Annotated in this window: 5 protein-coding genes; 1 reads left to right on the plus strand and 4 read right to left on the minus strand. The window is 49.2% G+C overall.

Going from position 1 to position 16,730, the window contains the following annotated elements; genetic code table 11:
- A partial coding sequence (locus AC23N5_RS30710) for a hypothetical protein (RefSeq protein ID WP_487758458.1) occupies nucleotides 1-205 on the plus strand: 205 nt, incomplete at its 5' end.
- Nucleotides 206-214: 9 nt separating this feature from the next.
- Here AC23N5_RS30710 and AC23N5_RS30715 read toward each other — a convergent pair.
- From AC23N5_RS30715 to AC23N5_RS30730, 4 genes are all read right to left on the minus strand, one after another.
- Nucleotides 215-5,491, minus strand: a complete 5,277-nt coding sequence (locus AC23N5_RS30715; RefSeq protein ID WP_487758459.1) for a T9SS type A sorting domain-containing protein — start codon at nucleotides 5,489-5,491, stop codon at nucleotides 215-217.
- A 4-nt stretch (nucleotides 5,492-5,495) separates the two neighbouring features.
- Entirely contained in the window at nucleotides 5,496-6,059 is a 564-nt protein-coding gene (locus tag AC23N5_RS30720; RefSeq protein WP_487758460.1) for a hypothetical protein, read from the minus strand.
- A 121-nt stretch (nucleotides 6,060-6,180) separates the two neighbouring features.
- Nucleotides 6,181-14,565 (minus strand): FG-GAP-like repeat-containing protein, encoded by an 8,385-nt coding sequence (locus tag AC23N5_RS30725; protein ID WP_487758461.1) that lies wholly within the window; start codon nucleotides 14,563-14,565, stop codon nucleotides 6,181-6,183.
- 168 nt (nucleotides 14,566-14,733) lie between these two features.
- Nucleotides 14,734-16,635 carry a helix-turn-helix domain-containing protein gene (locus AC23N5_RS30730; RefSeq protein ID WP_487758462.1) on the minus strand — a complete coding sequence of 634 codons (1,902 nt, stop codon included), beginning with the start codon at nucleotides 16,633-16,635 and terminating at the stop codon, nucleotides 14,734-14,736.
- Between the last annotated feature and the right edge of the window lie 95 nt (nucleotides 16,636-16,730).

Raw genomic sequence — 16,730 nt, forward strand, 5'->3', positions numbered from 1 at the left:
ACAAGCCAACGCCCAGAGCCAAAGTCCGATGCAAAGTAGGGTAATGTGCGCTATGGAAAACACCTTTTTCATGGAGACGTATTTGAAAAATGATGTCCCAAAAGTAGGTCTAAACCACCTTGACCCTGTTAGAAAATACGGTCAAAAACTTAGACAATACGGTCAAAAACTTAGAAAAACACGAAAATCTTATTCAAAATTATAAATTTCACCCTCAAGGCACCTTCACCACCTTCAGCGTCGCTTGTTTTTCCGAAGTCGTCACCTTCAAGAAATACAGCCCCGCTGGTAACGCATTTACGCCAAATTCTTCTTGGTGCGTGTTCGTCTCGGGCACAAATTGACGGCTTAAAACGTCACGCCCTGCGGCATCGGTTAATGCCGCTTGCACCACTTGCCCCTTGCTATCTTGTACTTTCAAGCGAAGCGTATGCGTAACGGGATTGGGGAGAACCGTGGCGAAGGCGCCGTTATCGGTTAGCTGTTGTCCGTTATCCGACCCTTGCCCATTTGCTCCTTGCCCTTTGCTTTTTGCCTCTTGCTCCTTGCCATTTGCCTCTTCTCTCGCTGCACTCACGCCTACCCCGTCTTTCGACTGGATTCTAAACCAGTATTCTTGATAGGCCAACACGTTGCCTTGTGCTTTCCGCGTCGAAGGATAAATACTGCCCCAGCCTTTTTGATCCCAATAACGAATGCCTAGTTTATACAAACCTTTTGGTAAACCTGCATCGTACGAATTCCCGCCTGCGCCGTTGTCTTGGTAAAAACCGTAGGCGGGGTGGTTTTGGGCGTACAATTCCGTCCAGCCTTCGCGGTTGGCGTACATGAAGTATGGTGCATTGTTCTCGTGCGTGTTGAAGGAACGTATCACCCCCATTTCGGGCGTCGCCAGCATGTCAAACGTCAATGAACCGTTTGTGCCCAACGCACACGCATCCACGTTAATCGTCCAATAACGAGGGGCCGTTTTGTTAGCGTTTTCTACAAAATATAGGGTTGGGTTTACTTGCGTACTTTGTTCCAATTCAGGACCGCCATCTCGCGTGATGAACTGACTGCTCCAAGCACTTGGGTCGTTGGTTTTTATCGCCGATTTGCTCTCGCCAATGTTTATCAACGTCACCACAAAGGCATTCCAGTAAACATCTTTGCGAAAGCTTTCCGCACTTTGACAACCACCTTCAAAAAGACACTTTGCCCAGTAACTCTGCTTCGTCACGTTGCTGAATGCTACCTCAAAACTTGACGCTGTTACCCCCGTGTTCCAAAACGTTTGGCTGCCTGCAGGGCAATTGGCTGAAATTTTCACCGTTGTTCCCGTACAAACGATGTCTTGCGAAACGGTCACCGCAGGGGCTACCCCAACAGGTATCACCGTGTAAGTCACCACATTACTCTTTTCACTCAAACAGCCCCCTCCCGCTTGGCATCGGGCGTAATATGAACTCGTCTCCGTAGGCGTTTGATTCGGCAAAGACGACAACGATACGTTTGTCAACGCATTGTACCAAATTGTCGTCAGCGCTCCGCAATTGGCCATGCCACTAAACGGCACGGGGCTACCGCAACCATTCGTTACGTTCAGGCTCGCCACGGGTGCCACCAACGAACTGCTCACGATTCGCAAGCGCATCACCCCAGATTCTGACTCCACGCACGAAACGGTTCCGTCCGACTTGCGGCAACGTACACGGTAATTATGGTACTGGCCATCCACCAACTGCGTTGAAAGGGTGCTGCTATATTCACCCCCATCGACTGAATAAAGTAGCATTTCTCCTACCGCACATGTTGCATTAAATGTTATCACATTGCCTTCGATATTACATACTTCTTTGGTTTCTCCCGCATTGACACTCACCCCATCGGCAACCAACGATACATTTTGTGGCATCGATGCACGGTAATTAATCGTCAACTCAATCGGACTGGTATAAGTGCTTGAACAACTCGCATCACAGGCCGCTTGGTAGCGGTGGGATTGGTTAGTGGATGATTGGGAAACTGGAGCATTGGTCATCCACTCGCTCCACGCACCACTGCCCACTTGTACCCGCCAAACGGGATTGCCCACTACGCAAGAACCCGAAACCGTAAACTGTAAACCGTTAATAGGATTCGCATCTGTATCACAGAAAGTTTGAGCGTTGCCTTCGTTGAGCGTTTGTTGTAAGGTCGTTAACGTGATGCTTGGTTTCATTTGGACTTGTATCCTCGCCGTCATCGAATTCGCTTGCGAACATACCCCACTTTTTACAATAGCTCGGTAATAGGTCGTTTGCGTTAAATTGCTCGCTATCAATTCCGTCGTCGTGTTGGCAATATCCACCGCCCCGCTAAAATCTGAACTCAACGACGATTGCCATTTTTGGATTGTACCCACGTGACCCGATAAAGTCAATGTGGTGCTATTCGCCCCCGAACACACCGTGGCTGAACCTGCAATGCTGCCACCCACGCTCACGGGGTCAACTGTCACGGTTACCGAAGATGAGTTCGCTTGCGAACATACCCCACTTTTTACCACGGCGCGGTAATAGGTCGTTTGCGTTAAGTTATTCGCTATCAATTCCGTCGTTGTATTGGTAATATCCACCGCGCCGCTAAAATCAGAACTCAACGACGATTGCCATTTTTGGATGGTACCCACGTGACCTGATAAAGTCAACACCGTGCTGTTCGTCCCCAAACAAACCGTCGCCGAACCTGCAATGTTGCCGCCCACGCTTACGGGGTCAACTGTCACCGTCGCCGAAGTTGAGTTTGTTTGCGAACATACCCCACTTTTTACCACGGCGCGGTAATAGGTCGTTTGCGTTAAGTTATTCGCTATCAATTCCGTCGTCGTGTTAGCAATATCCACCGCCCCGCTAAAGTCTGAACTCAACGACGATTGCCATTTTTGGATTGTACCTACCTGGCCCGATAAAGTCAATGTGGTGCTGTTCGTCCCCGAACACACCGTGGCCGAACCTGCAATGTTGCCGCCCACGCTCACGGGGTCAACTGTCACGGTTACCGAAGATGAAATCGCTTGCGAACATACCCCGCTTTTTACAATAGCGCGGTAATAGGTCGTTTGCGTTAAATTGCTCGCGGTCAATTCCGTCGTCGTATTGGAAATATCCACCGCCCCGCTAAAATCTGAACTCAACGACGATTGCCATTTTTGGATTACACCCACCTGACCTGATAAAGTCAACACCCTGCTGTTCGTCCCCGAACACACCGTGGCAGACCCTGCAATGCTGCCGCCCACGCTCACGGGGTCAACTGTCACGGTTACCGAAGTTGAATTTGTTTGCGAACATACTCCGCTTTTGACCACCGCTCGGTAATAGGTCGTTTGCGTTAAATTGCTCGCGGTCAATTCCGTCGTCGTGTTAGCAATATCCACCGCCCCGCTAAAATCTGAACTCAACGACGATTGCCATTTTTGGATTGTGCCCACCTGACCTGATAAAGTCAACACCGCACTATTTACCCCCGAACACACCGTGGCCGAACCTGCAATGCTGCCGCCAACGCTCACAGGGTCAACTATTACCATCGCGGAAGTTGAAGTTGAATTCGCTTGCGAACATACCCCGCCTTTTACAATAGCTCGGTAATAGGTTGTTTGAGTTAAGTTGCTCGCTGTTAATTCCGTCGTCGTATTGGTAATATCCACCGCGCCGCTGAAATCTGAACTCAACGACGATTGCCATTTTTGGATTGTGCCTACCTGGCCCGATAAAGTCAATGTGGTGCTATTCACCCCCGAACAAACCGTGGCCGAACCTGCAATGCTGCCGCCCACGCTCACAGGGTCAACCGTTACCGTTGCCGAAGTTGAAATCGCTTCCGAACAAACCCCGCTTTTTACAATGGCTCGGTAATAGGTCGTTTGCGTTAAGTTGCTCGCGGTCAATTCCGTCGTCGTGTTAGCAATATCCACCGCCCCGCTAAAGTCTAAACTCAACGACGATTGCCATTTTTGGATTGCACCTACTTGGCCCGATAAAGTCAACACCGTGCTATTCGTCCCCGAACACACCTTGGCCGAACCAGCAATGCTGCCACCCACGCTCACGGGGTCAACCGTTACCGTTGCCGAAGTTGAATTCGCTTGCGAACATACCCCGCTTTTGACCACCGCTCGGTAGTAGGTCGTTTGCGTTAAGTTGTTCGCTATCAATTCCGTCGTCGTGTTTGATATATCCACCACGCTGCTAAAATCTGAACTCAACGACGATTGCCATTTTTGAATAGTTCCCACCTGACCCGACAAAGTTAATACCGTGCTGTTCGTCCCCGAACACACCGTGGCCGAACCTGCAATACTACTGCCCACGCTCACAGGGTCAACCGTTACACTGCCCTGAATAATATCTGACACACAGTTGGTCGTTGAATTTTTCACCGTAAGCGTAAATGAAATCAAACTCCCCGAAGCAGGGCCGCTCAACTGCACCGTGATAGGATTGGTCAAATCACCGTCACTCACCGTGGTGATGCCCATTCCCGTAATGGTATATTTATTGGGCAAACCCGTAGGATTGTTGTATGGAATCGAAAACGTCGTAGCACCAGCGCAGATAGCAGGAATGGTTCCTAGCGTCAGGCTTGGTTTGGCAGGGTCTTCAAGGGTTGCCGTCACCGCATTGCTAACGCAAGCTCCGTACGTGGCTTTAAGGTCGGTGTAACTACCCGCAGTTAGGTTGGTAATGGTAATTTTACCGTTGGCATCCGCAACCAAATCAGCAGCGGGAACCTCCGTTGTGTTTTTTTTATAGCTAACAGAATAGGTATTGCCTGCCGCAAATCCAGCCAGCGAAATACTTCCATCAGCGCCACCGCAAGCGGTGGGAGAGACCATAGTTACCGCAGGTAGGGAGCTAGGTACAGCAAAGTAGATAGTCACATCATCCAAACTCCACCCGCCAACGGAAAATGACCCACTGCTCCCTACTCTATGCCCGAACCGAACTCTGAAATTGGCATTGGCGTAGGGAGTAATATTAAACTCCTGTAAAGTCCATGATTTATCTTTAATTGCAGGAGCCCCCCCAGACTCCCAAATCGTAATCCAATTAGTACCGTTATACACCTGTATTTGGTTCTGCATATACGGTGTATAGTCACTGTCAAGCCACCTTTGAAAGGACAATAGTAAGCAACCACTGGCTCCAGCAAGGTTAATTTCTGGGCTTGTCAAATAGTAATAATCATGTATAGTTCTTGTAATGTAACTTCCTATGACGGCTCCCGCCAGCCCATTGTCTGATGTTGGAGTATAGTCTTGGGACGGATCAGGTACTCCTGGATCAGTCTTTGCCGAACCAATTTCCCATTCCTGTCCAAGAATCCAGCCAGCGTTATTGCTTGAAAAATCTTCAAAGAAAAGCCTTTGAGCTTGAACCCCTCCAGAGGTAATCAACCAGCATAAAAGAGTCAAAATACTGCCTAACAGCATTTTGGTAGAAGGAAACAGTATTTTCTTTTTCATAAGTTTAAAGAGTAATTGTTTCAAGTGTTGTCAAAGTAGGAATCATCGGATGGTGCTCGTAGTAACTGTACCATCGGTCAATGCGTTTTTGGGCGTTGAAGTGCAGGCAGCAGTTCAGGTTCAGCGTGCGCGTGTGGCCATCCACGTAACGGAGCTCCCCCCGAAACATCGAAATCACATATACCCCCGCCACACCCGAAAAGGGTAAGGCTTGGTGGCTATGCACAGGAATGTGATTGAAGTGGCTAAACTGCCACGATTGAAGATGTACTCGCTGAGGTTCATTGCGCCAATAAGCCAACACCGCAGCCTTCCCCACCAACGGGCGGGCGCTCTCGGGTAAAAAATACTGCACGTCGTCGGCTAGTAAATCAGCGCATCCTTCCCAGTCAAAATCCGACTGATAGGTCAATACTTTTTCGGCCAGCACCGCGTAGTTCTCGGTCGCTATCGTATAGGGAAGCTCACTTGCTGAAGGACTCTGCTCGGGCGAAGTACAAGCCAACGCCCAGAGCCAAAGTCCGATGCAAAGTAGGGTAATGTGCGCTATGGAAAACACCTTTTTCATGGAGAAGTATTTGAAAAATGATGTCCCAAAAGTAGGTCTAAACCACCTTGACCCTGTTAGAAAATACGGTCAAAAACTTAGAAAAACACGAAAATCTTATTCAAAATTATAAATTTCACCCTCAAGGCACCTTCACCACCTTCAGCGTCGCTTGTTTTTCCGAAGTCGTCACCTTTAAAAAATACAGCCCCGCTGGTAACGCATTTACGCCAAATTCTTCTTGGTGCGTGTTGGTCTCGGGCACAAATTGACGGCTCAACACGTCACGGCCTGCGGCATCCATCAACGCCGCTTGCACTACTTGCCCCTTGCTATCTTGCACCTTCAAGCGAAGCGTATGCGTGACGGGGTTGGGCAGAACCGTGGCGAAAGACACGTTATCAGTTATCTGTTTTCCGTTATCCGACCCTTTGCCACTTTCCCCTTGCCATTTGCTATTTGCTCCTTCGCCATTTGCAACTTGCCCCCCGCTCTCCGCTGTCCTCGCTGCGCCCACGCCTACCCCGTCTTTCGACTGGATTCTGAACCAATATTCTTGATAGGCCAACACATTTCCTTGTGCTTTCCGCGTTGAAGGATAGATGCTACCCCAGCCTTTTTGATCCCAGTAACGAATGCCTAACTTATACAATCCTTTCGGTAAACCTGCGTCATAAACGTTACCGCCTGCGCCGTTGTCTTGGTAAAAGCCGTAGGCGGGGTGGTTTTGGGCGTACAATTCCGTCCAGCCTTCGCGGTTGGCGTACATAAAGTAAGGCGCGTTGTTTTCATGCGTGTTGAACGAGCGAAGCACACCCATTTCTGGCGTCGCCAACATATCGAACGTCAACGAGCCGTTTGTGCCCAACGCACAGGCATCCACGTTGATCGTCCAATAACGAGGGGCCATTTTATTGGCATTTTCTACGTAATACAAAGTCGGATTTACTTGCGTACTTTGTTCCAATTCAGGACCGCCATCACGGGTGATAAACTGACTTGACCATGCCGAACGGTCGTTGGTTTTTATCGCCGATTTGCTTTCGCCAATGTTTATCAACGTCACCACAAACGCGTTCCAGTAAACATCTTTGCGAACACTTTCCGCACTTTGGCAACCGCCTTCAAAAAGGCACTTCGCCCAATACGTTTGCTTGGTCACGTTGTTGAAGGCCACTTCAAAACTTGAAGTAGTTACCCCCGTGTTCCAGAATGTCTGACTTCCTGCGGGGCAATTGGCCGAAATTTTTACCGTTGTTCCCGTACAAACGATGTCTTGACTCACCGTAATTGCAGGGGCTACCCCAACAGGTATTACAGTGTAAGTCACGACATTGCTCTTTTCACTCAAACAACCCCCTCCCGCTTGGCATCGGGCGTAATATGAACTCGTCTCCGTAGGCGTTTGATTCGGCAAAGACGACAACGATACGTTTGTCAACGCATTGTACCAAATTGTCGTCAGCGCTCCGCAATTGGCCGTGCCACTAAACGACACGGGGCTACCGCAACCACTTGTTACGTTCAGGCTCGCCACGGGAGCCACCAACGAACTGCTCACAATTCGCAAACGCATCACCCCAGATTCTGACTCCACGCACGAAACCGTGCCGTCCGACTTGCGGCAACGTACGCGGTAATTATGGTACTGGCCATCCACTAACTGCGTTGGTACAACACTACTGTACTCGCCGCCATCGACTGAATAAAGTAGCATCTCTCCCACTCCACAAGTCGCGTTGAACGTTAGCGCATTGCCTTCGATATTACACACCTCTTTCGTCTCTCCCGCATTGACACTCACCCCGTCGGCAACCAATGATACATTTTGTGGTACCGTTGATCGATAATTAATCGTCAACTCAATCGGACTGGTATAAGTGCTTGAACAACTCGCATCACAAGCCGCTTGGTAGCGGTGGGATTGGTTGTTGGATAACTGGGAAACGGGAGCATTGGATGACCAGTCACTCCACAAACCACTGCCCACTTGTACCCGCCAAACGGGATTGCCCACTACGCAAGAACCCGAAACCGTAAACTGTAAACCGTTCACTGGATTCGCATCCGTGTCGCAGAAAACTTGGCTGTTGCCTTCGTTTAACGTTTGTTGTAAGGTCGTTAACGTAATCGTCGGCTTGCCTTGGATTGTCACCGTAAACGAACACTCCGCCGTTTGACCATTCGCCGCCGTCACTTTGAACGTATTGGTCGTTATTCCAACGGGAAAAACACTGCCCGTGGGTAAGCCCGCGATTTGCGTCGTGACTGCTCCCAAACAATTATCCATTCCCACGGGAGGGGTAAACATAATCGTCTGACCTGCACATCCAACCACGTTCGCTGGACACGAAATCGTGGGCGCTATGTTGTCTAGCACCGTGTAAACAAAGCTCCAATTCGCTGTATTCCCTTCACAATCCGTGTAGGTGTAGGTATAGGTTCTAGTACCTTCGCACAACAGCGGATTTGGGCTGTTGGTTATCACGGGCGCACTCGGAGTTAACACCTCCCCGCAAGCACTCATCACCGTCGGTGGCGTTGGAGCTACCGCTAACGCGGGGTCATACACCGTCGCCGAACCGTTCGCTACCGAAATCGTAAACGGCTCCCGTTCAATGGTATAAACAAAGCTCCACGTCACCGTAGCGCTTCCACATACGTAGCTATACGTGTAAGTACGCGTCCCTTCGCACGTCAGTGGGTCGGGGTTGTTGGTAATTACAGGGGCGGATGGTGTAATCGGATTGCCGTTACAATCATTGACCACAGGAAGCGTTGGAGCAATGGCCAAAGCAGGGCAAGACACCACGGCCGAGCCATCGACAGGAACCACCAACGCAGGCACCGTCCCTGGGACTGTCGTCACTGATGACTCTGGACTCATTTGATTCGCATCTGCATTACACACACAACGCGTTTTGATGGTTTGGGCGGGTCCCGTCTGTGCATAGGTCGGTAGCGTCGTACTCCAACCGCCGACATTGAGCTGGTATTGTAAGGTCGAGCCGACGGGGCAACTGCCACTTGGGGCGGAAATACTCCCACCACCTATCGTACAACCTGCCTGACAAACACTGTTGGTCACTTGTACCGCTGGGGCTGATGCTGTCAACACGGGACAAGTTGGACACGTGCCTGGGACAGTCGTTACCGTGCTCGTTGGGCTTGATTTAGTCGCGTCGGCAGTACAGTTACAACGCGTTACTATCGTCTGCGCGGGGCCTGTTTGCGCGTAAGTCGGCAAAGTTGTGCTCCAATTACCGCCGTTGTCGGTTGAATATTGTAAGGTTGAACCTACGGGGCAGCTGCCACTTGGCGCGCTGATAACGCCCCCTGAAGCCATTCCATTAAACGTTGTACAAATACTGTTCGTCACTTGTACCGCTGGGGCTGCTGCTGTCAAATCGGGGCAGTTGCCCATACCCGTCACCGCAAAATCATATACTGCTTCGTTACAATCATCGTTGTTGACCGTAATCGTGGCATTCTGTACCCCTAACGCCGTCGGAGAAAAAGTGACCGTAAAAGTCGCAGAACCACCCGCAGCGATACTCGCGGGAAGCGTTAAGCCGCTCACCACAAACCGCCCATTATTGGAGACAATACTACTAATGCTCAGCAGCGTAGTGCCTGTGTTTTGAATCGTATAGGTTTTTGCAGTGTTGCTACTCACGTTTACATTTCCAAAATCAGTCCCTTTGGCCACCGTGGGCGTATTGTCACCGTCAGGAATATCACTAAGGGGAGAACCTCCTTGGAGATTGATGTCTGCCTCTCCCCCTAAACGAATCGAAACTGTATTGCTAACAGAATTTGCCACAGCCATATCTTGCTTGCCATCGCTGTTGAAGTCACCAATCGACACACTGATTGGTTCTACCCCAACAGTAACATTCGTTGAGCCGCTAAAACCGCCTAAGCCATCACCTAATCGAATCGAAATCGTAGTACTACCATTGTTTACCGCGGCAATGTCTTGCTTTCCATCTCCGTTGAAGTCGCCAATCGCTACACTGAATGGACCCATTCCGACCATCACCTCGCTAGTACCGCTAAAATCCCCCAAACCATTCCCTAATCGAACGGAAACTGTCGTACCACCAGCATTTGTCGCGGCAATATCTGGCTTTCCATCCCCGTTGAAATCTCCAACCGCCACACTGGCTGGATTCGCTCCAACCACTACTTCGGTACTGCCACTGAAACCACCCAGGCCATCCCCTAATCGAATCGAGACAGTATTATTATTATAATTTGCCGTGGCAATATCCTGTCTGCCATCCCCGTTGAAATCCTCAATCGCTACCCTGTTGGGATTCATTCCAACCACGACCTCAGTACTGCCGCTGAAATCACCCAAACCATTGCCTAATCGAATCGAAACCGTACTCCCAACAAAGTTCGCCACGGCCATATCCTGCTTGCCATCCCCGTTGAAGTCGCCAATCGCTACACCATTTGGTTCCATCCCCACCGCTACCTCGACACTTCCGCTGAAACCGCCTAAACCATCGCCTAATCGAATCGAAACCTCATTGCTAAAAGCATTAGCCACGGCAAGATCTTGCTTGCCATCGCCGTTGAAGTCCCCAATCGCTATACTAGCTGGCCGTAACCCAACCGCTACCTCAGTAGTACCGCTGAAACCGCCCAGGCCATCACCTAATTGAATCGAAACCGTACCGCTAACAAAGTTTGCGACAGCAATATCCTGCTTGCCATCGCCGTTGAAGTCCCCAACCACGACACTGCCTGGAGTCTGCCCAACTGCGACATCGGTAACGCCTCCGAAAGCCCCTTGACTGCACGTGGGATTGGTCACCGTAAGCGTGAAAGTAGCAGTAGTAGAGGCTGTGCCGTTAAAGGCTTTCACCGTAATCGCATACGTCCCCGCCTGCATCGCTTTCGTCACCGTTACTACCCCTGTCGTTGGGTTAACTGCCAACACTCCCGTAAAATTAGTAGTACTGCTATAAGCAACGGCCGACGTAACATTCGTCGGAACAGCCGATGGCGTGATGCTGGCATTTTGGCCCGCTATGATGGAGGTGTTTGAATACGTACCCAGCGTAGGAACAACGCCCGTACCCCTCACCGCAAAATCATACACCGCCTCGTTACAATCATCGTTGTTGACCGTAATCGTGGCATTCTGTACCCCTAATGCCGTCGGAGAAAAAGTAACCGTAAAAGTCGCAGAACCACCCGCAGCGATAGTGGCGGGAAGCGTTAAGCTGCTCACCACAAACCGCCCATTATTGGAGAAAATACTACTAATTCTCAGCGGCGTAGTGCCCGTGTTTTGAATCGTATAAGTTTTTGCAGTGATGCTATTCACGTTTACATTCCCAAAATCAGTCCCTTTGGCCACTGTGGGCGTAATGTCACCATCGGTAATATCACTAAGGGGAGAACCTCCTTGGAGATTGATGTCTGCCTCGCCCCCTAATCGAATGGAAACCTCATTGCTAAAAGCATTAACCACCGCAAGATCTTGCTTGCCATCCCCGTTGAAGTCTCCAATCTCGACACTGGTTGGTCTTTGTCCAACTACTATGTCGGTACTGCTACTGAACCCACCCAGTCCATCCCCTAATCGAATCGAAACCTTACCACCAAAATTTGAGATGGCAAGATCCTGCTTACCATCACCATTGAAGTCGCCAATCACTACACTGGTTAGACTTGTATCAACCGTCAAGTTGGTACTGCCGCTGAACCCACCCAAACCATCGCCTAAGCGAATCGAAACCGAGCGGCCACTATGATTTGCCACGGCAAGATCCTGCTTACCATCCCCGTTGAAATCGCCTATCGCTACACTAAGTGGGTCAACCCCAGCTACTAAGTCGGCACTAACGCTAAAACCGCCCCCACCATCACCTAATAGAATCGAAACCGTATTCCCAACAAAGTTCGCCACGGCAATATCCTGCTTGCCATCCCCGTTGAAGTCGCCAATCGCTACGCCTCTTGGAGTTTCCCCAACTACTATGTTGGTGCTACCGTTGAATCCGCCCAAACCATCGCCTAAGCGAATTGAAACACTTTTGCTACTATTGTTTGACACAGCAAGGTCCTGCTTACCATCACCGTTGAAGTCCCCAATCGCTATACTCCATGGGGCGCTCTCAACCCCCACCTCGGTATTCCCGCTAAAACCACCCACACCGTTACCTAATCGAATTGAAACTGTAGTGCCTCCAAAATTTGCCACGGCAATATCCTGATTGCCATCACCGTTGAAATCCCCAACAACTATGCTTCTTGAATCCAACCCAACCGCAACTGCCGTACTGCTGTTGAAGCCACCCCCTCCATCACCTAATAGAATTGAAACATTATTACTAGAGGTGTTTGTAGCAGCAATATCCTGCTTGCCATCCCCGTTGAAGTCCCCAATCGCGACACAGTATGGAAGACTCCCAATTCCTATGTTGGTGGTACCCCTGAACATCCCTTGACTACACGTGGGATTGGTCACCGTAAGTGTGAAAGTAGCAGTAGTGGAGGCTGTGCCGTTAAAGGCTTTCACCGTAATCGCATACGTCCCCGCCTGCATCGCTTTCGTCACCGTTACTACCCCTGTCGTTGGGTTAACTGCCAACACTCCCGTAAAATTAGTAGTACTGCTATAAGCAACGACCGACGTAACATTCGTCGGAGCAGCCGATGGCGTGATGCTGGCATTTTGACCCGCTATGATGGAGGTGTTTGAATACGTACCCAGCGTAGGAACAACGCCCGTACCCCTCACCGCAAAATCATACATCGCCTCGTTACAATCATCGTTGTTGACCGTAATCGTGGCATTCTGTACCCCTAATGCCGTCGGAGAAAAAGTGACCGTAAAAGTTGCCGAACCACCCGCGGCGATACTCGCGGGAAGTGTTAAGCCACTCACCACAAACCGCCCATTATTGGAGACAATACTACTAATGCTCAGCGGCGTAGTGCCTGTGTTTTGAATCGTATAGGTTTTTGCAGTGTTGCTACTCACGTTTACATTCCCAAAATCAGTCCCTTTGGCCACTGTGGGCGTAATGTCACCATCGGTAATATCACTAAGGGGTGAACCGCCTTGAAGATTGATTTCGGCCACGCCCCCCAGACGAATCGAAACAGTACCACTAGACACATTTGCCGCGGCAATATCCTGATTGCCATCCCCATTGAAGTCCCCAACGGCTACACTGTATGGATTTAATCCAACCTCTACGTTGGTACTGCCGCTGAAGCCGCCCTGACCATCGCCAAGGCGAATCGAAACAGTATTACTACTAAAATTTGCCGCGGCAATATCCTGCTTACCATCCCCATTGAAGTCGCCAATCGCTACACTGTATGGCTGTCCCCCAACCGTTAGGTCGGTACTGCCGCTGAAACCGCCCAAACCATCCCCCAGACGAATCGATACAGTACCACTAAACGCATTTGCCGCGGCAATATCCTGATTGCCATCTCCATTGAAGTCCCCTACGGCTACACTGTATGGAGCATTCCCAACCGCTACGTTGGCACTGCCGCTGAAGCTGCCCTGACCATCGCCAAGGCGAATCGAAACAGTATTGCTAGTATTAGACGCATTTGCCGCGGCAATATCCTGATTGCCATCACCATTGAAGTCCCCTACGGCTACACTGAATGGAGCATTCCCAACCGTTACGTTGGTACTACCGCTGAAGCCGCCCTGACCATCGCCAAGGCGAATCGAAACAGTATTGCTAGTATTAGACGCATTTGCCGCGGCAATATCCTGATTGCCATCACCATTGAAGTCCCCTACGGCTACACTGAATGGAGCATTCCCAAACGCTACGTTGGCACTGCCGCTGAAGCCGCCCAAACCATCCCCCAGACGAATCGAAACAGTATTGCTACCCGAATTTGCCACGGCAATATCCTGCTTGCCATCTCCATTGAAATCCCCAACGGCTACACTTATTGGCAGTGCCCCAACCGCTACGTAAGTACTGCCACTGAAACCGCCCCCACCATCGCCCAGGCGAATCGAAACCGTACCGCTACTTTGGTAATTTGCCACGACAATATCCTGCTTGCCATCCCCGTTGAAATCCCCAACGGCTACACTGTATGGAGCATTCCCAGCCGCTACGTCGGTACTGACACTGAAATTACCTTGGCTGCAAGCGGGGTTGGTCACCGTGAGTGTGAAAGTAGCAGTAGTAGAGGCTGTGCCGTTAAAGGCTTTCACCGTAATCGCATACGTCCCCGCCTGCATCGCTTTCGTCACCGTTACTGCGCCCGTCGTTGGATTGACCGTCAAGACGCCCGTAAAATTAGTAGTACTGCTATAAGCAACGGCCGACGTAACAGTCGTCGGTGCTGCCGATGGCGTGATGCTGGCATTTTGGCCCGCTATCACCGTTGTGGCTGGATACGTGCCCAGGGTTTGAGATTTGGCAATGAAGCAACTGCTAAATAATAGACATAATGCAAACGCATTTCTAATCAAAAACAAACATATTTTTTGATCACGTAAAAGAAGTAGGGAGTTTTTCATTCTGATTCGGTTGCCATTGAAAAATGATGGCCCAAAAATAGAAGCAAAGTCCCTTGACCATGTTAGACAATACGGTCAAAAACTTAGACAATACGGTCAAAAACTTAGAAAAACGCTAAAAAATCACCCTTTTGAAGTAAAACAGCTCTTTAATTTTAGAAAACCAGCTTAAATCGATAATTTGAAGTTCACTAAGCCAAATTGTTGCAATAAGGCATTAAATCGCGCCTCACCGTGCAAGAAATGAAAGAAAGGAGACACCTTCATGTCGGTAGGAATTTTTCCCAAAGAGGCCATTTTTTCAAGATAACGAAGGCAATTTTGTTTGTCATTTAACCCTGCATACACCATCGCAATAAAAGTATAATTGTCGGGCGTTTCGGGCAAAGTGGCCAGATACGTTTTTGCCGCAGGTACCTGCCCTAAACGGGCTTTGGTATAGACAACAGCTGCCTCTAGCCCTTTAACGCTGGGGTTGAGTTGTTGTGCTTTGGTCAAATCCCGTAGGGCGGCAGGATAGTCTTTTATTTCCAAATAGTGATAACCCGTTGACCAATAAAACAAAAAGGAATCATTGAACAACAACTTTCCGTTGTCAATGCCTTCTTTGGTCATTTCTTGCTTATGGGCGTAAGAACAGTTGCGGATGTGTCCACTCAAAATCACGGGGGAGAGCGGATCCAACGCCACGGCTCGGCTGCTGTACTTCAAAGCTTCCTCCAGCAGCCCCAACGAACGCAACATCAGGCTATACCAATAATTGACTTGTGCGTTGTTTGGATTGCACCGCAAAGCAATCTGAAACGTCGAGTTGGCTTGTTCCCAGCGGTATTCATCTCGGTAAACGGCAGCTAATAATCCATACGCTTGGGCGTTATCGGCATCCAGTCGAATGGATTTTAGCACTTCTCGCTCGGTCATTCTAAAACTTGAGTCGAGGTCAATATGGCTCAAATTTCCCAGGCTAAAATATGCACTCGCTTTACAAGCATAGGCATCCGAAAAATTAGAATCCAAGGCAATTGCTTTGTCAAATTTTGTGATGCTTGCCAACAGTTTTTCTTTGGTTCGAGTTGCCAGCAATTGTTTTCCCTGCAAATATTCATTGTAGGCTTCTGGATTATCGGTTGGCATTTGGTTTGACTTGGCAGCCAGCGACTGCGAAGGTTTTAACTGAAATCGTTTAGTGATGTCTTGGGATATTTTGTTAATCAAGCCAATAATTTCGCTCGCTTTACCTTCGTATTGTCTTGTCCATACCACCCGATCTTCCGATGCTTTTACCAGTTCCATCGTTATCCGCACACGCGCTCCATTGTGGGTGGTTGTACCGCCCAAAACATAGGCCACGTGCAGTTCCGAGGCAATTTGAGGAACTGTTTTTTTTGACTCTCTAAAGAGTTCTGATGAATTTTTAGAAATGACTTTTAGGTGCCTAAGAGTAGTCAAAGAGCCATGGATTTGATCGGTTACGCCCTCAGCTAACAAGACCGCTTCAGGATTGCCGTTGCTTTTGAAAGGCAAGACCGCAATAGAATTTTCTGATTCGCTGAATGCTCCGCTCCCTTTGATTATCCAAACCCCCGCTGCTGCCAGCACAATCACCAGCAAGGCCAACGCCACATACTTGTATTTACCTTGCTTATTCGCAACAGAAGGCACTTCCTCAACTACCTGAATTTTAGGCACCTGAACAACCTCTAACTCCTCATAAGACGGTTCTTCAAGAGGTTCTTTTTCTCTATTTTTACGGTATTCGGAGGGAGAAACGCCAAATTCTTCAGTAAAATATTTGGTAAAAGTTTGGGGACTATCCAAGCCGATTTCGTACGATATTTCAGCTATTTTATGATCGGTAGTTTCAATTAATTCTTTCCCTTTCAACAAACGCCGACGACGGATATAACGAGAGGTAGAGAGGTCCGTTTCCTCTTTTACAAGTCGAAACAACTGAGAGCGACTCATTCCTAATTCAAGGCATATATCATCAATGGAATAGCTACCATTTAGAATATTTTTATCAATGAGTTGGTCGAGTTTTTCTATACTATTTTTATCCGTCGGGTACATTTTTCAATCCTATCAAATCGGATTGCAAGTTAGGGCAAATAACTGAAAAATCCTGTTACCAATATTGATAACAGGATTTTTAGGCATAACCTCAA

The sequence above is a fragment of the Runella sp. R5_40 genome (assembly GCF_057652295.1).

Excerpts from the sequence above, each read along its gene's own strand:
- AC23N5_RS30720 (WP_487758460.1), bottom strand. The coding sequence starts at position 6,059 with ATGAAAAAGGTGTTTTCCATAGCGCACATTACCCTACTTTGCATCGGA.
- AC23N5_RS30715 (WP_487758459.1), bottom strand. The coding sequence starts at position 5,491 with ATGAAAAAGAAAATACTGTTTCCTTCTACCAAAATGCTGTTAGGCAGT.
- AC23N5_RS30730 (WP_487758462.1), bottom strand. The coding sequence starts at position 16,635 with ATGTACCCGACGGATAAAAATAGTATAGAAAAACTCGACCAACTCATT.
- AC23N5_RS30725 (WP_487758461.1), bottom strand. The coding sequence starts at position 14,565 with ATGAAAAACTCCCTACTTCTTTTACGTGATCAAAAAATATGTTTGTTT.